22 protein-coding genes are annotated in these 22,145 nt (G+C 39.9%); 4 read left to right on the forward strand and 18 right to left on the reverse strand.

What is annotated here, in order from left to right:
* Window positions 1-11: 11 nt before the first annotated feature.
* On the reverse strand, window positions 12-1,409 hold the full coding sequence (locus ACOAOT_RS19345) for an oxidoreductase (RefSeq protein ID WP_420218465.1): 1,398 nt from the start codon (window positions 1,407-1,409) through the stop codon (window positions 12-14).
* 175 nt (window positions 1,410-1,584) lie between these two features.
* On the opposite strand from ACOAOT_RS19345, the gene ACOAOT_RS19350 reads away from it, so the two are divergent.
* The gene (locus tag ACOAOT_RS19350) at window positions 1,585-2,163 is read left to right on the forward strand and encodes a TetR/AcrR family transcriptional regulator (RefSeq protein ID WP_420218466.1); all 579 of its coding nucleotides are present in this window, start codon (window positions 1,585-1,587) and stop codon (window positions 2,161-2,163) included.
* On the opposite strand, the gene ACOAOT_RS19355 is transcribed toward ACOAOT_RS19350, so the two are convergent.
* From ACOAOT_RS19355 to ACOAOT_RS19365, 3 genes are all read right to left on the reverse strand, one after another.
* Window positions 2,160-3,002, reverse strand: coding sequence for an enoyl-CoA hydratase/isomerase family protein (locus tag ACOAOT_RS19355; protein ID WP_420218467.1), 843 nt, complete (start codon window positions 3,000-3,002; stop codon window positions 2,160-2,162). The genes ACOAOT_RS19350 and ACOAOT_RS19355 overlap by 4 nt on opposite strands.
* A 137-nt stretch (window positions 3,003-3,139) precedes the next feature.
* The gene (locus tag ACOAOT_RS19360) at window positions 3,140-3,970 is read right to left on the reverse strand and encodes an enoyl-CoA hydratase/isomerase family protein (RefSeq protein ID WP_420218468.1); all 831 of its coding nucleotides are present in this window, start codon (window positions 3,968-3,970) and stop codon (window positions 3,140-3,142) included.
* Between the two features lie 28 nt (window positions 3,971-3,998).
* The gene (locus tag ACOAOT_RS19365; RefSeq protein WP_420218469.1) at window positions 3,999-5,216 is read right to left on the reverse strand and encodes a M20 metallopeptidase family protein; all 1,218 of its coding nucleotides are present in this window, start codon (window positions 5,214-5,216) and stop codon (window positions 3,999-4,001) included.
* Between the two features lie 232 nt (window positions 5,217-5,448).
* Between ACOAOT_RS19365 and ACOAOT_RS19370 the strand changes: the two genes are divergently transcribed.
* On the forward strand, window positions 5,449-6,762 hold the full coding sequence (locus ACOAOT_RS19370) for a helix-turn-helix domain-containing protein (RefSeq protein ID WP_420218470.1): 1,314 nt from the start codon (window positions 5,449-5,451) through the stop codon (window positions 6,760-6,762).
* Window positions 6,763-6,841: 79 nt separating this feature from the next.
* Here the strand turns inward: ACOAOT_RS19370 and ACOAOT_RS19375 are convergent, their stop codons facing one another.
* Both ACOAOT_RS19375 and ACOAOT_RS19380 read right to left on the reverse strand, forming a co-directional pair.
* Window positions 6,842-7,912, reverse strand: coding sequence for a HAMP domain-containing sensor histidine kinase (locus ACOAOT_RS19375; RefSeq protein WP_420218471.1), 1,071 nt, complete (start codon window positions 7,910-7,912; stop codon window positions 6,842-6,844).
* Window positions 7,909-8,583, reverse strand: coding sequence for a response regulator transcription factor (locus ACOAOT_RS19380; protein WP_420218472.1), 675 nt, complete (start codon window positions 8,581-8,583; stop codon window positions 7,909-7,911). Before ACOAOT_RS19380 ends, ACOAOT_RS19375 begins: the two co-directional genes overlap by 4 nt.
* A gap of 165 nt (window positions 8,584-8,748) precedes the next feature.
* On the opposite strand from ACOAOT_RS19380, the gene ACOAOT_RS19385 reads away from it, so the two are divergent.
* Window positions 8,749-9,693: an ABC transporter ATP-binding protein gene (locus ACOAOT_RS19385; protein WP_420218473.1), complete on the forward strand. Its 945-nt coding sequence runs from the start codon at window positions 8,749-8,751 to the stop codon at window positions 9,691-9,693.
* Entirely contained in the window at window positions 9,690-10,400 is a 711-nt protein-coding gene (locus ACOAOT_RS19390; protein WP_420218474.1) for an ABC transporter permease, read from the forward strand. The genes ACOAOT_RS19385 and ACOAOT_RS19390 overlap by 4 nt, the downstream gene beginning before the upstream one ends.
* A 98-nt stretch (window positions 10,401-10,498) precedes the next feature.
* On the opposite strand, the gene ACOAOT_RS19395 is transcribed toward ACOAOT_RS19390, so the two are convergent.
* The 12 genes from ACOAOT_RS19395 to rlmD all read right to left on the reverse strand — a co-directional run bounded on the left by ACOAOT_RS19395 (window position 10,499) and on the right by rlmD (window position 22,081).
* A complete protein-coding gene (locus ACOAOT_RS19395) occupies window positions 10,499-11,443 on the reverse strand; it encodes an NAD(P)-dependent oxidoreductase (protein WP_420218475.1) in 945 nt (314 codons plus the stop codon).
* A gap of 163 nt (window positions 11,444-11,606) precedes the next feature.
* The gene (locus tag ACOAOT_RS19400; RefSeq protein WP_420218476.1) at window positions 11,607-11,999 is read right to left on the reverse strand and encodes a metal-dependent transcriptional regulator; all 393 of its coding nucleotides are present in this window, start codon (window positions 11,997-11,999) and stop codon (window positions 11,607-11,609) included.
* Between the two features lie 62 nt (window positions 12,000-12,061).
* Complete coding sequence (locus tag ACOAOT_RS19405) at window positions 12,062-12,298, reverse strand: hypothetical protein (protein WP_420218478.1); 237 nt, start codon at window positions 12,296-12,298, stop codon at window positions 12,062-12,064.
* A 65-nt stretch (window positions 12,299-12,363) separates the two neighbouring features.
* Complete coding sequence (locus ACOAOT_RS19410; protein ID WP_420218479.1) at window positions 12,364-12,819, reverse strand: MarR family winged helix-turn-helix transcriptional regulator; 456 nt, start codon at window positions 12,817-12,819, stop codon at window positions 12,364-12,366.
* Window positions 12,820-12,982: 163 nt separating this feature from the next.
* Window positions 12,983-13,759, reverse strand: coding sequence for a formate/nitrite transporter family protein (locus ACOAOT_RS19415; RefSeq protein WP_420218480.1), 777 nt, complete (start codon window positions 13,757-13,759; stop codon window positions 12,983-12,985).
* Between the two features lie 17 nt (window positions 13,760-13,776).
* Window positions 13,777-14,991 carry an alpha/beta hydrolase family protein gene (locus ACOAOT_RS19420; protein ID WP_420218481.1) on the reverse strand — a complete coding sequence of 405 codons (1,215 nt, stop codon included), beginning with the start codon at window positions 14,989-14,991 and terminating at the stop codon, window positions 13,777-13,779.
* Window positions 14,992-15,264: 273 nt separating this feature from the next.
* Entirely contained in the window at window positions 15,265-16,368 is a 1,104-nt protein-coding gene (locus tag ACOAOT_RS19425; RefSeq protein ID WP_420218482.1) for a BMP family lipoprotein, read from the reverse strand.
* A 13-nt stretch (window positions 16,369-16,381) separates the two neighbouring features.
* Window positions 16,382-17,863: a GGDEF domain-containing protein gene (locus ACOAOT_RS19430; protein ID WP_420218483.1), complete on the reverse strand. Its 1,482-nt coding sequence runs from the start codon at window positions 17,861-17,863 to the stop codon at window positions 16,382-16,384.
* Window positions 17,864-18,089: 226 nt separating this feature from the next.
* Complete coding sequence (locus ACOAOT_RS19435) at window positions 18,090-18,965, reverse strand: AraC family transcriptional regulator (RefSeq protein WP_420218484.1); 876 nt, start codon at window positions 18,963-18,965, stop codon at window positions 18,090-18,092.
* Between the two features lie 162 nt (window positions 18,966-19,127).
* Window positions 19,128-19,538 (reverse strand): peptide deformylase, encoded by a 411-nt coding sequence (locus tag ACOAOT_RS19440; RefSeq protein WP_420218485.1) that lies wholly within the window; start codon window positions 19,536-19,538, stop codon window positions 19,128-19,130.
* 331 nt (window positions 19,539-19,869) lie between these two features.
* Window positions 19,870-20,394 carry a GNAT family N-acetyltransferase gene (locus tag ACOAOT_RS19445; protein ID WP_420218486.1) on the reverse strand — a complete coding sequence of 175 codons (525 nt, stop codon included), beginning with the start codon at window positions 20,392-20,394 and terminating at the stop codon, window positions 19,870-19,872.
* A 316-nt stretch (window positions 20,395-20,710) separates the two neighbouring features.
* Window positions 20,711-22,081: a 23S rRNA (uracil(1939)-C(5))-methyltransferase RlmD gene (gene rlmD, locus ACOAOT_RS19450; RefSeq protein WP_420218487.1), complete on the reverse strand. Its 1,371-nt coding sequence runs from the start codon at window positions 22,079-22,081 to the stop codon at window positions 20,711-20,713.
* Between the last annotated feature and the right edge of the window lie 64 nt (window positions 22,082-22,145).

Genomic DNA, 22,145 nt, shown 5'->3' on the forward strand with positions numbered 1-22,145 from the left:
ATCTCCTTTCCTTAGATGAGTGACAAGCCATCGCATTTTTCCATAAACTTCTTAGCACGGACATCCATCAGACCTTCCGTTTTCCAGAGTTCGGGATAATACTTCTCAAAGCCCGCAGTTGGATTAACGGCGCAGCGAATCCAGCGGTTTTCAAACAGGTTCATGTAGCATTGCTGGCACCGTGCACATTTGACAATGTCGCACTCACGTCCTTCCTTTACCTTTGCAGGCCAGTAAGGATCGGCAATGGATTGACGCCCCAAAGAAATGATATCGGTTTTTCCGGATGCAATCGCGTTTGCAGCGGTTTCCGGATTCATAAAGCTTGGTGTTATAATCGGCAGTCCGCCAGAAGCCGCTTTAAAACCTGGCGCCCATTTTGTAAAGTCATCTTCCCCATCTGGAGCAAATCCCGCTCCCAGATTCTCGTAACCACCCTGTGACACATTGAAATAATTAGCTCCCGCATCTGTAAAAAGCTTTACAAATGCGCATGCCTCTTCATTGGTCAGCCCCTGAGGCATAAGCTCATCGCCAGACAGACGGCAACCCAGTACCTTATCCGGACCGGCCTTTTTGCGCACACGCTCAATGATATTTGTTACTACACGACCGCGGTTTTCTATGCTGCCGCCATATGAGTCGGTACGTTGATTGGATCGTCCTGACAGAAACTGGTGGAGCAGGTACCCATGAGGGGTGTGGAGTTCCACGCCATCAAAGCCAAGATCGTAGCAGGCACATACCGCTTCCACCATGAAATCCTCAAGCTTTTCAATCTCACTGATTGTCAGTTCACGGGGGGGCTGCCCACATATAATGTGGTAATATTCCGGAGCTTTTTCCTTTAGCATGTTGAGAATATGAGGTTTAATTGCTTCGTATTCTTCATCGCTTAAGCTTTTGATTTTATCGTAGTCCCAAATATCTGAGGGGAGAGAGATTCCCGCCTGTTTCATAATGCGGCTTAACTGCCGATACCAACCCTTGTTAATGTTTCGCAAGTCTATATTAAGAGGTACCGCACTGGGTGCACCAGATGCAATGCCATTCTCATCGGGATGTCCCTGCCGACCCCAACCTGGGGAAATCTGGGCAAATACCTTTGTTCTTTTATAGGAATGGATCACATCCGCCATCTGACTAAGCTGGCGGTACTTCTTCTGACTATCTGCCAGCAGCGGATTCAGGCTGTCACTGCCACGCCACGGAAAAGGATTCGCCACTACACATTCTGTGATAATCAGACCAAAACCACCTCTGGCACGGGTTGCATACCATGCATTGGACTGTTCGCTGGTATAGCCTTCCGGTCCTGTATACCCCATGTTCATGGGGGACATGGCAATGCGATTTTTCAGTTCCACATTGCCCACCTGAATAGGCTCAAATAATACATCAGTGTTCATAAAAAAGACTCCTTCCAGTATTTAATATAGCAACAGGCGGTAATTAATTGACATCTGTTACTGTATCTATTATACTTTTAAGGAGTATATATGCAACGCTCAAAGTGTATGCGAATGTAACTTAATTGACAAAGTCATTGTAATTGTTTCCCAACGAATGGAGCTGTGAAGAAAAATGGACTTACGAATACAAAAAACCTATATGGCATTAACCAGTACTTTTTTTGAATTGCTGGAAGAAAAGCGTTTTGAGGATATCACCGTCAATGAACTCTGTGACCGGGCAATGATACGCAGAGCTACATTTTACAAGCACTTTGGTGACAAATATGAGTTCTTTACCTTTATCATCCGGGAAATTCAGGCGGAGTTTGATCAGGAAATCGCAGGCAGCCTGGATACTGACATGCCGATTGATTTTTATATCACCATTGTCCGCCGCGTTATAATATTTTTCACCGAAAGGGAGAAGCTCATCCAATCTGTGCTAAAGAGTGAATGTTTTCCGTCTTTACTTCGAATTCTTTCGGAACAGGTTGAATTTGATATTCTTCAAAAACTGAAAGAAGATGCTGAAAAGGGGTATAAGCTCATTGCTGATCCAGAGGTTATGGCACATTTTTTTACCGGTGCCATCCTTGAAACTTTACAGTGGTGGTTAACTCGTAAAAAACCGATTTCTCTGGAAAGCGTTGAGAGGCAAATCGTGGATATGATGAAAGCCGTCTATCTGTCGGCTAATGCTGATATTTAGGAGGCGGAATTATCCTTTTGAAAACGTTCCCTTATTTTCATCAGTCTCTCATAAGTACCCTCTTCATCAATGGCCATGTCGTACATTTGGCGTGCGAGTTGGAATCCCTGATTACTGACAAGGGCATTTTTCCATGGACGGGACATGATTGAATGGGTCAGATGTCTTGTAGATCGGGGAGCCTGCATTATCATCTCTGCAAGTTCCCACCCACGGGGAAGAAGCATTTCATGAGGCAGTACCTCACTTACAATACCAAGGTCTAATGCCACCTGAGCATTTATGTTCATACCCGTATATGCGCAAAAAGCCGCTCTCTTAATGCCTGTTAAATTTTGAAGCGCTAATACAATCCCATCACCAGGAGACACTCCGCCCAGGTAATGCGCATCGAAAAAATTTGTATCTTCGGCACAAATTGTAATATCACATAATGTTCCCATTTGCCAGTGTGATCCTGTACCATTGATCACCCCAATTGTGGGGATATCCATGCAAAAGATCATATTTTCAATCATTCTCAATGATTCCTGATACATCTCCAGTTTACGGTTCTTAGGCCAGTCCATAAATTTTGTTTTCCATATTTCTGGGTTTGCTACTTGCCATTTATCTCCCGTTCCGGTGAGAATCATTACCTCATTTTCAGGATCACGGCCAATATCTGACCATGCATTCCCATATGCAGTCAGAACTGGCCAGTCAAATTGAAGCGATTCCCCCCGCGTATGCATACGTACTTCCAGTATACCGTTACGACGGGTCATTAAAAACAGTTCTTTGTACTTTTCCGAGTATTCTTCAAATTTTGTAGGTCCTGCGATACATTGCTCTGACATTTTAATTCCTCCAATCTTATAATGGGGGTTTCTTTAATGAAAATAGCAGGGGGCTGTGTCCCTATGTTACATAAAAAACGAGATAGCCCCTCTGCCATTATATCATTGCTATAAGTACCGGTTAACAGCCAGTGACTTTATTTGCCCATTAAGCGTCCTTTCATTTTTGTCAGTCGTTCAAACGCACCTTCTTCGTCTATGGCCATATCGTACATCTGGTGAGTAAGGTGGAATCCCTGATCACTGACTAAGGCTTGTTTCCATGGACGGGATAAAATGGAATGCGTAAGATGTCTGGTTGAACGAGGTGCCTGCATTATCATCTCTGCTAGTTGCCAGGCGCGGGGAAGCAAATCTTCACGGGGCAGAACTTCACTGACGATTCCAAGGTCTAACGCTGTCTTTCCATCGATATTTTTACCGGTATATGCGTAGTATGCCGCTTTCTTAAAACCTAACATATTCTGAAGTGTAAGTATCATTCCATCGCCAGGAGGTGTTCCTCCCAGAAAATGGGGATCAAAAAAGTCCGCATCTTCTGTACATATGGTAATATCGCAGAGCGTTGCGATTTCACAATGGGTTCCCGGTCCATTGATCGCCCCAATTGTGGGGATGTCGAGGCAAAATATCATATTTTCAAGCAGTCTCAGGGATTCATGATACTGTTCCAGTTTCTTTTGCTTCGGCCAATCCATAAATTTTGTACTCCAGACATCAGGGTTTCCTACAAGCCATTTATCTCCCGTTCCAGATATAATCAAAACCTCATTTTCAGGGTCACGGCCGATATCTGACCATGCATGAGACCATGCCGTATGGGCTTCCCAATTATGATGATAAGGGCCCCCGTTGGTGTGCAGCCGCACTTCAATTATTCCGTCACGACGGGTCATTAATAGAAATTCTTTGTACTTCTCCGAGTACTCTTCAAATTTTGTTGGTCCTATCATACGTCTCTCTGTCATTTAAATTCCTCCTTGTTTTGTTTAGATATTATCTATTACTTTCAAGCCAGTCTCTGGCGAAAGCAGCGTAAACCGCAGCTCCTTTACTAAGTACATCATCGGAAAACATTACCTTTGGATGGTGCATAGGGTAGCTATTACCTTCTTTTGAATTGTCCGCGGAAATAAACACTGAGGTACTTGGTACCGCCTGTGTTACAAATGCGAAATCTTCCGATCCCATTAATTTACCACCAGGTATCAATTGTGTCAGATCAATGAAAGAACTGGTGCCAAATGTTTCTGTAATGGTTGTTCTCATTTGATCGTTAAGTCTGCTGTCAATTTTTACCTCAGGACAGCCCCTGGTATAAATCACATCCACCTTTGCATGATATGTTTCCCCAATACCAGTAGAAATTTCATGAATACGGGTTTCAATTTTATCACGCATTACGGCGTTAAATGTGCGTACACTGCCTTTGATTCTGGCAATATCGGGGATCACATTGTTCGTACTTCCACCTTCCATCACTCCAATTGTAAGAACCGCACTCTCAATCGGAGAGATTTCACGGCTTATGATCCCCTGCAGCGCCAAATGAAGATGAGCAGCTACATTTAACGGATCCACCGCGGCATCGGGCATTGCTCCATGCGCCCCTCTTCCGTGAATGACTATTTCAAACCAATCTGAGGAAGCCGAAATCCCTTTTCCAGCCTGAGGAATTACTAATTGCCCCACAGGTATTGGCATTCCGGACAACACATGGATCATCATTGCTGCATCCACTTTTGGATTTTCCAGAATCCCATTTTCAAGCATCATCTTTGCCCCGTGCAGGGTTTCTTCCCCTGGCTGAAACATTAATTTGACCGTGCCGCAAAGCTGCTCTTCCTTTTCCTTTAGTATTTCCGCAGCTCCCAGCAGCATGGAAGTATGCAGGTCATGACCGCATGCATGCATATTTCCATTTAATGATGCAAAGGAAATATCCGCTTCTTCTTTTATTGGCAGCCCATCCATATCCGCACGGATAAGAATCACCTTTCCCGGACGTTGTCCGCCAATGGTAACCATTAAACCTGATTCTCCCACAGGAGTGGGCGTAAGACCGATCGACTCCAACTTTTCTTTTACATATGCAGTCGTCCTGGGTAAACTCAAATCAAGTTCCGGAATCGCATGAAGATGATGCCTGTACATAACCAACTTTTCCTGCAGCTGGTTGGCCATATTCAAAAAGTCTCCGGTTTTTTCAATCACACTGAACACCTCCTATCGCACAAATCGAATTAGCAAACAACAGAATAAAATTGCCCGCCTTGTATTTTAAGACATTTTAAGAACACTTTTATTATACTTATAAGGCTAACCTCTGTCAAGAACATTTTAAGACTTTTTAAGAACACTTTTTCACAGATCCCTGCAGATTGAAATATCACATTTATTATGATATAATTCTTTTCATTGAATTTGTTTATGAAAGGAATCTACCATGAAAATCAAGCTGGGTATAATCACGCCTGAGACCCATATGGACTATTTTCGCGTCATTGAAGAAGAGATGCGGTCAGTATGTCAGTTTCGGTTTCTTATAATAAGCAACTTCCGGGAAACAAAAGACATATATTTGAAAAATTTAGGTTTGGTGGACGGGTTTGTTATCAGTGGCAGATTTCTCTACGAATCAATTGATAAGGAATGTCTGGATACCAAAGTTCCCACTCACATTTTGCAGGATAATGAAAACCTTCTTTATAGAGAACTTTTCAGACTACTGATCACAGAACCTGAGCTTGACATCTCCAGAATCTATGTGGATTATGCATATATTATTGATTCTTTCAGAGAATTTCAAAAATACCTGACTCATGAGGGGAAGCCTGTTGACAGCAACGATTTTTTTGAACGAGTGGAAACAATGCTGAAAAACCATATAACTCTGTGGGAAGAGAAAAAAACAGACTTGTCCATTACGGCGTTCGGCCACTTTGTTCCAGAACTTAAAAAGCACGGGGTAAGATATATCTTAATACGTCCCACTTTGGAAAACATAAAAGAAACCATAACAGAGATCATCAATGAAATTACCATACTTAAGCTCAAGAACCAGAGAGCAGTCGTAGCATGCTTATCGATGGAAACTGCGCAGCCGCCAGCAATAGAGCAGCTTCAAGAGCTGAAGGATCTTGTCAGCAGATTTCTGGTCAGCGTGAATCTGGCGGATACAGCTCAGATCTCAGAAGGCTATGTGAGGCTTTACACCACATACGGTAGTTTTATGAAAATCACCTCTGACGCCCATAACTGCACCCTGCTGGAATATCTGAATGAATCTGTAAGCGAAACTGTGAAAATAGGCTGGGGCTCTGGACATGAATATTATCAGGCCAACGAAAATGCCACGAAAGCTTACAGACAGGCAAAAGCCTTTACGGGCAGCTGCAGCTTTTTTATAAACGAGGATCAGAAGGTGATCGGTCCGATGAAGAGTATGAATGTGATACAGTTTTCCGAACAGGGAGACCCTGAAATCATCGCATTAGCCAAACGTATGGGAATAAATAACATTAATTTACAGAAAATTATATCTTATGCGGAAATCATGAGAACAAACAAACTATCCTCTGAGGATGTTGCTCAATGCCTGTCCATGACCGTCAGAGGTGCAAATCGTATTCTCAATAAAATAGAAGAAAAAAATTATGTACAAACAGTATTTGAAAAGCGGGACAACGGTAAAGGACGTCCCAAAAAATACTACGAGCTGTTATTTCTTGACAAAGATGGGCACAAATCAGGAGAGTAATAAAAGAAAAATCACAGGTACAGAGGTTAATCTGCCCTGTGATTTTTTCAGCATACAATGGAGACGGAGCCTGCAAAATCTATATTCTGACATTCAGACCTAAAGGTAATTCCACAATAAAAGCACTGCCTTTCCCAGGTTCACTTTGTACTTCAATTGTTCCTTCACATAGCTCTGTAATTTTCTTAACTAAAGTCAAGCCCAATCCATTTCCAGCCAATGTGTGAGATGTGTCACCCTGAAAGAATTTGTCAAATATATGACGTAAGATCTCTTCATTCATTCCGCAGCCGTCATCTTCAATCCGAAAGACTGCCTTTTGACCGCTCCGGCATAATCTTACTTTTATTACTCCACCAGTGTTTGTGTACTTAATTGCATTGTCAAGAAGATTAACCCATATCTGATGGATTAAATTTTTATCACCAAGTATTTCAATTCCATCTTCAAGCTGAATGTCAACATGAAGATTTTTATCACTCCACTTTGGTTCTAACATAACAATCGCAAGTCTAATTTGTTCATCCAAACTATAGATCGTTTTTTCACTGATAATCTCTGTGCTTTCTATTTTTGAAAGATTAAGAACGTTTGTGGAAAGATGAACAAGCCGCTCTGATTCCTGCACGATTATATTTAAGTATTCCTGCTTTTCTTCGTCATCAGCATCACCCGCCTGCAATAATTTGGCGAATCCACGAATGGAAGTAATGGGTGTTTTGAACTCATGGGAGAAGTTTCTTACAAAGTCACTGCGCAGGGTTTCGATTCCTTTTAGCTCCTGTACCATCTTATTAAAGCTCCCGGCCAGCGCATCCAATTCAAAGACAAAACTGCCGTTTACCACAACCGAAAAATCACCCTGTGACACCTTTTCAGTGGCTTTCATCATGTCTCGGATTGGCTTAACGGAACGCCTGCTTAATAATGTTGCTATTACCACACCCAGGAAAATACTGATATATATCATTACAGAGATAGCCCGGCTTGGACTTGCTTTCCCTCCCAAATCCATGATTCCTAATTTGATCAGCAAATAAGCAATCAAGCCAGCCGATAAAATAGAAAAGAGCATAACACCAAAAACCAGGGCCACCAGGGAAACTGCAAGACTAATTTTCGGAGGCAGTCTTTTTTTTATCTTCTTCATACCCGCCTCCCTATTTTATACCCCAAGCCGCGCACAGTAACTATTTCAAAATCGGGGTTGTTTCTAAATTTATCCCGTAATCTGTTTATATGAACATTTAAAGTATGCTCATCCGTCTCAGTCTCCAATCCCCAAAATTCGTCCATTAGTTGATTACGCGTAAAAATCACATTGGGATAACTCATGAGTTTAAAAAGTAGCTGAAACTCCTTCTTTGGCAAAGTATGTTGTTCATTTTTCCATGAAACAGTGAGAGAATTATAATCCGCTGTGGTTTCACCTATGACAACTTTATGCTCATTGGCAATTTGCGCCCGGCGCAAAAGCGCCTTGATCCGAAACTGCAATTCTTGTTCGTCAAAGGGTTTTGTCATATAATCATCTGTTCCGGCCAGAAAACCTTTATGCATGTCTTTCGTCTCCTGATTGGCTGTTACCATCAGTATTGGAATATTCTCCCCCACTTCCCGTAATTGCTCACAGAATTTATAACCATCCATGCGGGGCATCATTAAATCCAAGACAATCAGATCAAATCGCTGTGTTTCCATCTTTTCAAGTGCCTCAAGGCCATCTTTTGCAGTATATGTGTTATAACCGCCATGTTTTAGAACAGCGCACATTAGTTTTTGGGTATTTATATCATCTTCTACAATTAAGATATCAAACACGATAGATCACCTCCATGATATGTATTATATACAAGCAAAGTAAACTAAACATCAACTAACTTTCGGGTAAAAATTGACGTTCAGTTGATGTTTCAAAATTATAGTTCATTATAGCGTTAATATAAATAAAAACGCAAAATAAAATTCACAAAAGGAGTGTATAAAATGGGAAAATCAAGTGGTAACGGCTCAGCTGCAATACAGTTGGATCGTCTCACAAAAAATTTTGGTGATTATCATGCAGTCAGCAATCTCTCACTTGAGGTAAATAGCAGCGAAATATTCGGGTTTCTTGGTTTAAACGGAGCAGGCAAATCAACCACAATTAAAATGATGTTGTCATTGCTCAAGCCCTCGTCCGGCAGTGTCTATATGCTGGGAAATAAGGTTGACTCCGGAACTTATAAGTTGTGGGAGGAGGTTGGATATTTAGAGGATGCTACTTATTATCCAGGACTTACTGTGATAGAAAATTTAGATATTGCCCGCAGGATGCAAATGATATCTGACCGTCAATCGATTACCAGGGTGATAAAAAAGCTGGGTTTAGAGGCTCATAAAAATAAGAAAGCAAAAAATCTTTCTCTGGGAAACAAACAACGGTTAGGGTTAGCAAAAGCAATGATTCATAATCCCAAAATTTTAATCTTAGATGAACCGATTAATGGCCTTGATCCCGCAGGTGTCGTGGAAATCAGAAAAATGCTTATGGATTTATCAAAGAATTTTGGTGTTACTGTTTTTATATCCAGTCACCAGCTGGAAGAACTTTCAAAACTGGTTGATCGAATTGGAATCATCCATGAAGGTCGGTTAATCCAGGAAATTAATATGGCACATTTGGAGCAGTCTTTGCAAAAACACCTGGTTCTGGATGGGCGGGATAAAAATGCAATAGAACATATACTTACAGAACATGGATATCATTTTGAAAAAAGCAAAGATGGACTGCAGCTGCTATTGGAAGGCCCTGCAACGGAAAGCCCTGAAAGATTGGCTGAACTGTTGGTTCGTTCTGGACAGCCTCCAACACAATTAAACATTGTTACCGAAGATTTGGAAGGTTATTTTCTGCGGATGATTCAAAGTATAAGGAGGATATACAAATGATACTGTTGTCATTTATACATTGCGAAGCTCTTAAAGTATTGCGATCAAGTGTTTTTTGGATTGTTGTTGCTACATTTGCCACTATGCCGATTATGTTGGGTTTCGTCACATATATCAATGCTGCAGATGCCGGTTGGGATCCTTATTTAACAGATTTACTTGGTACCAGCACTGCTCTTTTGGTGATTGGATTTTCTTTCACCGCATGCTGGGTTTTTGGACGGGAATATACAGATAAAACAATTAGTGAATTGCTGGTAAAACCAGTGTCTAAACTTTATGTGGTACTTTCAAAGTTCATCGTAATTTTTATTTGGGATTTGTTACTGGCCTTTTTCATGTTTGCGGTTGTATCCATTATGGGGATCTTGATTGGACTAAATGGTGGTACATGGCTGCTTATAGTAAATAGCTTCCTTACTTTTATGGCAGCATCACTTCTAACTATGATAGTTAGTACAATAAGTGCTCTCCTTGCAAATGTAAGCAAAGGATATCTAGCTCCTATTGGACTCGCGTTCCTTATAGTGGTTGTTTCCAATGTCGTTGCGCAGGCGGGGCTTGCCGCTTACTTTCCATGGACAATTCCGGCATTAATCATTTCAAATGTTCCTCTTGGCTTCATCAGCATCGCCATACTCGCTATTACTGGAATAATAGGGTTTGGCGGTACAGTTGCTTGGTGGAAGTATGCCGAACAACTATAGGTATGGTGAGGTGTAAATATCTGCACTTTTTCTCCCCAGTCAATCTGCTATATTGACTGGGGAGAATTTCGCCAGGACCTGACAATCGTTATATCCAACTATAACTGATTAAGCCTGCTTTCAGGCTCTTCACCATTTTCTACACATCTTATATTTTTTACAAAGAAATCATATCTCTTTTTATGGAGTTTGAGGCCGTCAGGCATGCCTGCCGTATGAGGTGTGAGTATCACATTACTCAGACTACGCAGCTCACTGTCAATTGGAAGTGGCTCCGTTTCAAACACATCAAGACATGCACCTGAAATTTCTCTGTTTTTTAACGCATCTATTAAGTCTTCTTCGTTTACAATCCGACCACGGGCTGTATTGATAAATAGTGCTGTATTCTTCATTTTCCTGAATACTTCTTTATCGATCAGCTTTTGGGTTTGCTGATTTAAAGCTGAATGTACTGTGACAATATCTGATGTGCTTACAAGATTATCAAAATCAGTTATCTGAGCATTCTCATAAGACTGTACAGCAGTATTTCTTGTGTAAACCAGCACATTCATATCAAACGCCTTACATAACCCGGCTACTTTTTTACCAATGGTGCCAAATCCAATAATGCCAATTGTTTTGCCTTCTAACTCGCTTCCTGCATACTCCAACTGATTTTGATCTTTCTTATTTTTCATGAAGCCATCAAGAAGGGGTATATTTTTATAGTAAGACAATATGAATGCCATTACATGCTCGGCCACTGCCCTGGCATTCACTCCAGCCACATTAGCTGCCCAAATACCCAGTTGTGTACAGGCATCGATATCTACATTATCGTATCCTGCACCTGTTTGTACTAATTTCAATTGTTTCGCTTTTGAAAGTAGATTTCTGTCAATCTTAACATGCTCTGGTATAATCACCTGGCAATCTTCAATATGATGCAGCATTTCTTCCCCTGGCGGAACAATTACAATGTCCCATTCTTTTGGGAAACAATTTATAATATTCATCTTTGATGTCTCAGTGAAATAGCCAACTATGAGAATTTTCATTTTAAAACCCCTTTCATAATTTCTATTTAAAAGCAATTTGTTGTTAAATTATTTATTTTATTTTTTAAATTTAGTATAGTTAGTCCCATTTATACAGTCAAGTTCTATTCTTAAGTCAGCCGCTTGGTTTTTGTCTGGGCAGGGATAGAATTGTGGGTTTACTCTAACCTAAATATTTTTTCAGGGCAAAGACAGAATCATTACTGATAATATGCTCCATTTTGCAGGCATCTGCACTTGCTGTCAATTCATTGACATTACAACATGCAATGAGAAAATCTTTAATGATCTGGAATTTAGCTGTAATAATCTCGCCCTGTTTACGTCCTTCCTCAGTTAGCTGAATTTCTCCACCTAAAGGTTTGATTACCAGCCCTTCATCCTGCAATGCATTTACGGCACAATGGACACTGGGCTTGGAAACCCCTAAATATACAGCAATATCGATTGAACGTACTAATTGGGCTCTTTGAGAAAGCATATAGATAGCCTTTAAATATTCTTCCCTTGATGAACTAAGTTTCTTTCTTATTAAATCATTCTTATCCTGTTTCACAGCTAATCCTCCACCATTAAACTGTAGTGCAAAGTGTATAGTTGCCATACTCTTTGGCACAATTACTTTTTTATCTTTGAACTCTTATTCTTCTCGTTATCCACCGGTTGATTGATAAACAAATCAGCTTCTGTAAATGCAGAACGGTCATACGGATAAACAGGTGCACTAAAGCATTGAGAAAATGAGTTAAAAAGTGCCTCAAGTAATTTTTGATTAACTTTGAGTTTTTGCAGATACTGCTGCTCGCTAACCTCACTATGATCTTGGGTATGATATTTGGTTAATTTCTTTTTCATGTTAGTTTCTCCTAACTTTATGTTGTGAAAAATGTGTATGGCTGCCATACACTTATGCAAAATTTTTATTTGATTATATTTTCATCAAAATTTTGAATCTTGTTAATTAAGCCAGACAAGAATTCTGACAAAAATTTTATATCCTGATCTGTAGCATCTTGCAATTCATTTTCCACCATGCTGTTTATGATTTCATGATAATACATGTGATTTTTATGAGCCTTTTCTCCTTTATCTGTAAGGCTCAGTAAATATCTGGATAAATTTAGTTCATCAACTTCCTTTTTAACCAAAGCCTTTCTCTCCAGCTTTCTGAGAATTTCGGAAACAGCTCCCTTTGTTATACCTAGAATATCCGCCAGACCACCTACGTGAATGCAGGGATGTTCTGCTATCGCCTTTATTACATGGACTTCAGAGTGGTAAATTGGTACATCCGTTCCGTAGTATCGTGTTTTTTTATCTAGTTCCATTAATGCAAACGCCAGTTCTAAGGACTCATATCCAATTTGATGTTTCATATTTTTTATTTTTTCCATAACAACAGTATATGGTTGCTATACGCTTTTGTCAAGAATATTTTCTTTATGCAGAGAGAAGGGCACATATCCACTCTCATTTGTAATAAAAGAGCAGAGTATATATTTCTATATACCCTGCTTTAAAGAAGAACAAATTTAACTCTTACCCAACTGACTTTGATTTGGAAGCATACCAATAAGGTACTGCTAGCAGAAGAGATCCCCCCACCATATTACCAACGGTAACAATCAATATATTTTTTATTACAGCCAAAGCGGTCAAACCCGTTTCATGAGGCAACATTAGAGCAATTGAGAAAATCCCCATATTGGCGATGGAATGCTCAAACCCGGAAGCTGAAAATGCCAATACACAAAATAGCATCATAATCAGCTTCGCACTTTCCTCTTTCATCTTGTAACACAGCCAGATTGCAAGGCAAACAACAAAATTACACAGTACAGCGCGGAAAAATAACTGTCCCCAAGGGATACCAAGTTTTGAAATTGCTGTTTTTTCAATATATACATCAGATATTCCAATCATGGCTTTACTTTGCACATAAATAAAAGATAATACCACGCAGCCCAGAAGATTTCCAATATAATTTATCAGCAACAGCTTTCCTGCCTTTTTTAGACGTACCGTTCTTTCCAGGCAGCCGACTGTAAATACAAAACAATTTCCGGTAAACAGTTCACCTCCAGCAAATGCCAGCAGCCCAAGGGCTACCCAAAAGGTAAGCCCGATTGCTATCTTACCATAAAATTTCCCTTCTACCTGAGTAATTGCGGCAACGGAAAAGGAAAGAGCAACTCCTATGATAATAAAAAATCCGGACATCATTGCCAATACAATATATTTTGAGAGGTTTCCATTTAAAAAATCACTTTTATACTGTGCCGACTCTGCAACCTTTTTAATTTCATCTGCATACATAACCGCACCTGCCTTTATCAGATTTCCTCCATGTTACAGTCAAACACTTCATCCATCCAGTCAAACATAACCTGATGGAAAAGTGCATGATTTCCCTCCTGGCAATGCTCTTCCGCTCCTTCCTCAATGGTAAATACGCGGACTGTCTTGGGAGCTTTTATTTCCTCCAGCAAAGTATCCAGCTGGTCTTTGGACACAAAGTGGTCTGTTTCTCCCATGGTAAGCAAAACAGGACATTTAATATTTCCGGCAATTCCTTTTAATGAAGCTTTTTTCATCTCTTCAAACACTTCATAACGGTGCTGTAAGCCAAACACCCATTTTCCATTGTTAAGCATCCATTTTAGATTAGAATTGTGTTCCTCCGCCATAGCAAGCATCTGCTCTCTTTTTTCCTCTGGAAGCTGAAGTACCTGAGCCAGCTGGGGATTCTGATTCAGGGTAGAATCAAAGGTATCATAAAATACATTAAATGCGATACAAGCCTTAATCCTCTCATCAAATGCCGCTGCTCTCGGCGCAAAATAACCACCTAGGCTCATACCAAGCAGTGCCAGCTTCTCCATATCAACTTCTGGTCTTGTCTCTAAATAATCAAGAGCTGCGCTTACCGGAACTTCTGCGTCATGGCGCATGAAAAGATTTTGTTTCCGTAACGCTTCTCCCTGTCCTGGCATTTCAAATACCAGACAATGGTATCCTCTTTTGATCGCTGCAGCGGCCCCGCAGAAATACAGTTCCTGTAAAGTGGAATCATATCCGCCTATAAATACAAGCACCGGACGTTTTTTAAGTTCTCCTTTTTTGTCCTCAGATGCACCGTAAAAATATCCTTTCAAATGAGTTCCTTCATAAGGGATTTTTACGATTTCAAAATGACTGTCTAAAAGTTCCATAGCTTTTTCAAATGCCATGACGCTTTTATCAAAATTTTCCATTCTTCTTTCGTCGGTTCCATCTAAAAAGAATTCTCCAGTACGATAATAATTATGGGCTCGCAAAAATGCCTCTCTGGCGCTTACCTTATGCTTCTTATCAAAGCAATCCATTGCTGTCTGGTAGGTTCTGTCCGCTGTTTTTTTCCACTCCAGAAACCAGCTTTCAAAGTTGCCTTCTTCCATTTTTGCTGCTGTTGCAAGGCACTCCCCTATTTCTGCTCCCTGATAACCTGCGTAGGCTGCAGCCCTTAATAATTCAAATGAAAATGCCTGATCGTTAAAATAAAGTTTCATGTCGATTTCCTCCTTGTAATTGTGATATTAATTGGTATAAGTTGTTTTATGTTTATTTCATTGAACATTCAGTGAATGTTATTTCTTAAAAACTACCTGGAAAAATATCCATTCTATTTTCCAGGCTAAAAATTGTAAGCAGCATTTTCATTCACCATTCGTTCAATCAATATTATATATCAATGTTTTTTAAAATGCAATAGTTTTTTATTGATAAATTATTACATCGTAGCCATACGTCTGCGCCGGTTAAAATAACTATATTGACTTCTCCTATTTTAAATAAATTACCTTTACAGCCGCTAAATTAAGATCTGCTGTTGTTGAATCATCTGTTTTATTATAAATAATAACATTTCCTGCTGCTAGCTTGTCAAATATTGCATCATATTCCTGCTTTGAAAATGTACTGAATTTAGATGTCTCCATTGGAAGTCCTATGCCATTATTTTTAACTGAATAGGTCTGAGGGGCTCCTCCATGAAAGGAACCGGTATAGTAATCCTCTAAAACATCATAAATCACTGGTTTCAGCATTTTCATAGCAGATGTAATCACTGTCTCCGATTCTGAGCTTTGATCAAGATCAACACCAATGACCTTTGCCTTATTTTCTTCTGCAGATCTAATAACCGATTTACCGATCGCTCCGCCGCATGCAAAAATCACTTGTGTACCCTGGTGATACCAGCCATCTGCTATTGACTTGATTTCCGGTGACTCAAAGAAAGTACCTGTATAGTTATATGTGATTTCAACCTTTATCCCCATTTCTTCTGCTGCCAGGTTACAGCCTTGTACAAACCCATATCCATAACGAATTACGGATGGCACCGCCATTCCCCCCGTAAATGCCAGCTTCTTATAGCCATCCTTTACTGCAGCATATCCTGCTAAAAATCCTGCCTGCTCCTCCGAAAATACCAGCGATAATACATTATCGTTTATTCGGGTTTCCGTATAAGATGCATTATGAGGCTGTCCGTCAATCAAAACAAATTTTACATCCGGATATTTATCCTGTTCTATAAAAACAGGTGTTTCAAATAAGAACCCAGGGCAAACAATTATTTTGGCACCATTTTCAACTGCCAAATCAATCTTCTCGATGTAATTATCTGAAGTAGCTTCCTCTGGCTGATATAATTTATATGTAATATTATGTTCTTTTGCATACTGTTCAATTCCTTCCCATGTGGCCTGGCCAAAGGAATGGTCCTGGGTTGTTCCAAAGAACGATACCAAGGCTATTTCATATTTTTCTTCATTAATAGAGGTGGTTACACTCTCTTCTGATTTTACCTTCTCTGAGTTATCCCCATTGCTGCAACCAGATAAAATCATACAAACACTTACAATTAGGAAAAAACTTTTCATCCTCCGCATCCTTTTATCCCTCAACTCTCTGTGTCATTTTCAGCTGATTTTTCCCATTTTTTTTCGCTTCATATAACGCCCTGTCCGCTGCTTTGTAGAGATTACTGAATTCTTGTGCATCATTGGGGTATAAGCAAGCACCTGCACTGAAGGTACAAGGTTGTACGCTTCCCTCCGTTTGGGATAAGACTTGCAGGCATTCCTTCATCTTTTTAATTTGTTCTGCTACTTCTTGTTCCAAAAGAATATCTTTAACAAATATAATAAATTCATCTCCGCCGATTCTGCCTACCACATGGTATTCGCCATAAGTTTCTTTCAGATGATGCCCCACTCTTTTTAAAACCGCATCCCCTTCTGCATGTCCACGGCTGTCATTGATATTTTTAAAATTATCAATATCCAATATAAACAATACCCCTCCTGCACGAGGATAATCCTTTATATACTCCATGATCTTGCTCTCTGTTGCCATCTTATTATATAATCCGGTGAGCAGATCCATATTGGCTTGCTTTAGCAATTTTTTATTTGTCTTGTTATAAATGATGCGCATAATAATCATGGTTCCTATTAATACAATAACAAAGGTAATGATCAGAGCAAGTAAATAGTCGATTAACTTTTCTATATCACCCCATTCTCTTGTTAACAGATTGTCATATAATTTCTTGTCAAACCCAATTGTAATATACCAGTCATTAATCCCGACGGGTGTACAAATTACATATTTATCATACCTTTGACTTGTAAAGGCAGCTATTTTTTTATTACTATTTATAGCCATCTGCAATTGATCTGTATCGGTCTTAAGATCCCAGTCCTTTAGTAATTGAGTTATTGTTGTTCCCTTAGGCGGTTTCTCTTCAATGCCATCAGTTGTAATCACAATACCATGATCTACGCTAAATATAAAATTAGCGTTATTAAATAATTCATTTTGATGAAAAATCCTTTTTATACGGCTAACGGAATAATACATTAATATGTAATTGCTGACAGTCCCCTCTCTGACAACTGGAATTATTGATACAACTGCTTCCGCCTGCATAATTCGATCTTTTTGAATGTATGCATAATAAGGGGCTGTTGCTGCATCTGGATGAAGCAATTCATCTTTCTCAACGTTTACTTTAATGCCATTCTGTGTAACTCCAATCCCATCCGTATCACAATAGACCACCATATAAGCCTGGGAATTTGCACACAAAGTTCCAATTAACGGTAACGCGTCTATGGATTTTTCCATGGGTAAAGCAACTATCATATCACGAAATGCAATTCCCATACGGGTCATATTGTCAAGATCCTCATAAATCTGGGAGGAAAATCCTCCGGCAGTCGCTGCAATCTCATCCTCAACGATGGTGATCGCCGTCTTATTACTGCTAATACCAAATTTATATAATGTCACAAGTATTAGAATTAGCAATATGCTTATTAGCAAAATGATTGCTAATATCTTTGTATTAGGAGCCTTTCCGCTAATTTTCATATAACTCCTCCGATGATCTCTTCTGTTTTGACCTCTTTCGAACACTTGAATCTATCATATATTCCAGAATTCAGATTGCACGCTTTATTACGTTCAGTTTACTATATTTCAGATAAACCGTCCATAACAAGTACGGCTCGTAGATACAAAAAATAAGCTGACACTCTATGGTCAATTCCATAGAGTGCCAGCTTATTTTCGATTTATATAATCTTATTTTGTAGTCTTACTTTTGTATAACCGGAATCCATATCTCAGCACTATACCCTGATTGTAGATTGCCAAAATACATTTCCATATCAAAATCACAATCCGCATGCTCATAGCTTGCTACCGGAAACCATTCGGAATAGATTCTTCCCCAGACTTCATGCAGCTTTTCATCATCGTCTTCACTTTTCCATTCGGTTTGAAATATTGCCCATGTTTGCTTTGGTATGGCCAGAGTCTTATATTCAGGTGAAACTGCCTGATCCTTCTTAATACAGCCAACCATGTAGGACATGTCTCCATTCACATTATGGGCATATGTTACGCCTGCATCAACCGGCTCACCTGTCTTTTTGCCGGCCGCCTGTATGAGTGCCGGTTCCCGCCCATCCTGTCCGCAGGTCATCCAAAACTCAGGGATATCTTTATAGCATTGACCATTAACAACAGTTGTTTTCAGCTCAAGTCCAAATACCTCAAATGGTTCTTTCTCTTCAATACGATAATTCATCTCGGATACTCCTTTGATCGATATTGAGAAGGTCATTTTAGGAAAAGCTTTGAGCGAAACACCAATATCGCGCGCTGATATCGGCATTACACCATGAAGATTTTTAAATGCTCGACTAAATGCTTCTGGCGATTCATATCCGTACTTTACCGCCACATCAATCACTTTAATATTGCTTGTCTGCAACTCAAAGGCTGCCAATGTCAAACGTCTTCGTCTGATATACTCGGATAACGGTACGCCCGTAATGAACGAAAACATTCTTTGAAAATGATATGTCGAACAACATGCAATCTGCGCCAGTTTTTCGTATGAAATTTCATCCGTGAGATTTAATTCAATATAGTCTACAGCATTGTTCATTCTGTCAATCCATTCCATTAATCTACCTCCTCTCCAGAGCTATATTATCATATCGGACTGTCTGACACCTTGCATTTGATGTACAAAAAAATCATGTTGCGGTATGTCGCATTCTATTATTTTTTGCATTGGTGGCATTTGACCATACGGCCATTTCATACAGAAAATCAGGAAATCCTTCTATATCACTATGCCATCGCAGTGGTCTATCTCATGTTGTATAATCTGTGCAATCCATCCGGAAAACTTCTGGTACTGTTTTTTAAAATTTATATCCTGAAACTCCACCTCTATATCTTTATATCTGGTGGTATTGCGTACTCCAATCAAAGAAAGACACCCTTCCTCCGTCTCGTACATACCAGATTTCTTTACAATCACTGGATTAATCATGGCAATATTGGCAAAACCTATACTTACTGCTATTATTCTCTTCTTAATACCAATCATGTTAGCCGCCATTCCTACACAGCCTTCTTCATTCGCTTTTAATGTATCAAGCAGATCCTGAACCACCTGCTTGTCTGCTTCCGTCGCCGGTTCTGACTTCTGATTCAGGAAAACGACATCCTTCATTACTGGTCTAATCATTACAAACCTTCTTTCATTTACTCAAAATAGTTGTATTTCAGATAGCTATAAATTTAGTTTTTTGTTGATGTTCCTGTGATAGCTTCAACTGCAACCTGCCATCACCCATCCCTTATTATTTTTTCATCAGCTTAAATATAATATTGGTAATGTATTTGTATGTCTTACAATTAAAATTCGTGTAGGACATTTCAGAGCTTTTGAATATATATTTTGACAAAACCTGAAAGAATATTGTTAAAATCAAAAGGCAACCTTAATAAATTGCCTTTAGTTCATAATATTTGAAAATTCCGAAATACTAATTATTCTATTTCTTTAAATCAGTATTTTATAATTTATTAGTAGTTGTAGTAATACTAAATTTATACATATTTTCATTATCCTCTTCATCGAAAACTGTTCCTAATAATTTCCCATTATTCTTTTCTATAATTTTTTTTGAAGCTATATTATCTACGCTGCAAGTCAAAACCGCTTCTTTTATTCCAATCTTTTCCGCTTCAACTACTGCTAATTTAAGAATTTGATTTCCATAACCTTTATTTCTACAGTTTGGTGAGATATCATACCCGATGTGTCCAGCTGTTCCTATTTCCTGGTGCCTAATTCTTACCACTCCCACAACCTCATTATTATCAATCAACCAAAATGTTGAAGTGGCAACCCATCCTTTTTCTACATCTATCCCTTTAGAGTTATTGCGTAACCCATTTAAATACTCATCAAAATTCTCTAGCCCTTTTTCATATATATCCAAATAATGATTATCATTTACACTTTTATACGCTTGGACATAATTTTCAAAGCTCTTCTGGTATTCTTTAGCAGGTCCAGCCAAAAATAAATTCTTCATAATTTATCCCCCATCTTTACATATATTAATTCGTAAAATTTTAATGTTATGTTAACCTATTCATTAAATAATTTTGCTGATAAAGGGCTGTAGGCACACTGTTGGTTTAGAGTATCATTAGGGTATACTCTTGTGATATAGCGCTAAACTGAGTCATTAGAGTGCACTTTCTATACATACTATAATGACATATCCACCCACTCTAGCTCAACGACAACAGAAACAGGCACCCGGCTTCTAACGAGCTTAGTTTTCTCTTTTTCACTTGTCCGTTCAAATACCGTATGCTTCACAAAGTGTTGAAAATTCAGTATTTCTACAAATCCTTGCGACGTAGTCCTACCACTGTCTCCACGTGTGTAGTCCAGGGAAACATATCACACCCTCTCACCCGGTCAAGCTCATACCCTCGCTCCGCCAGATACTTCAAATCCCTTGCTAACGTGGCAGAGTCACAGCTGACATACACCACCCGCTTCGGTCCCATCTTCACAATGGTCTCCAGGCATTTTTCATCGCACCCTTTCCTCGGCGGGTCCACCACAATCACATCGGCATAGACCTGATTCTTTTCAAACTGTTCCGGCAGTACCTCCTCCGCCTTCCCTACAAAAAACTCTGCGTTCTCAATCCCATTTAGCCTTGCATTCTCCCTTGCATCATCAATTGCCTGGGGAACGATTTCCACTCCATATACCTTCTTTGCTTTCTGCGCCAGAAATAAAGAGATTGTACCGATTCCGCAATACAGATCCCATACTGTCTCACCGCCGGTAAGTCCCGCATACTCCAAAGCCGTTTCATATAGCTTCTTAGTCTGTACCGGATTGACCTGATAAAAAGAAAGAGGGGAAATACGGTACTGTACGGAACCAATATAATCGGTGATATATCCGGGTCCAAAAAGATTCTCCACCTTGTTTCCCAGAATCACATTGGTCTGTTCCTTATTCACGTTCAGAGATATACTTGTCATTCCCGGGATCTCAAGCAGGCTTTTCACCAGCTCCTCACTGTGCGGCAGCTGATTCCCGTTAATCACCTGACACACCATCAGCTCACCTGTCTGAAATCCTTTCCGGATCAGCGTATGGCGGATCAGTCCCTTATGAGTGCTCTCATCATAAGGAGCCAGATGGTATCGCTCCATGTGGGTCTTAATACGACCTAATACTTCCCGGTTCTCTTCCACCCCTAACAGACAGTCCTCGCACCCGATAATGGCATGAGTCCTTCCAGCATAAAAGCCTGCCACAGGTTTTCCAGCCTTATCCAGCCCCCAGGGAAACTGGGCTTTATTCCGATACCTCCATGGCTCGTCCATCCCCATAATAGGAAGCATGGGAACATCTCTAAAGCCGCCGATCCGGGTAATATTGCCATATATTTTGCGTTCCTTGTAGCGAAGTTCCTCTTCGTAGCTCATGGACTGAAGCTGGCAGCCTCCGCACTGCTTCGCTACCGGGCACAGGGGGGTAATTCTGCTTTCTGACGGCTTGATTATTTTTTCTAAATGTGCGAAGCCGTAATTTTTTTTCACCTTCATTGCTTTTCCTTCCACCTGATCACCAATTACTGTATCCTTTATAAACCAGGTGAAACCGTCAGTTTTACCAATTCCTTCTCCTGTCTCACTTAGATCCTCAATTAATACCTGGATTCTGTCATTTTTCTTCCACTCTGCCATTTCGTCCTCCAATTGACGCCTCATTTGAACTAATTGTATCCTGTTTTCTCTCAGGAAGCAAGAA

Origin of the sequence: Lacrimispora struthionigena (assembly GCF_048627165.1) — a bacterium.
Taxonomy (GTDB): Bacteria; Bacillota; Clostridia; order Lachnospirales; family Lachnospiraceae; genus Lacrimispora.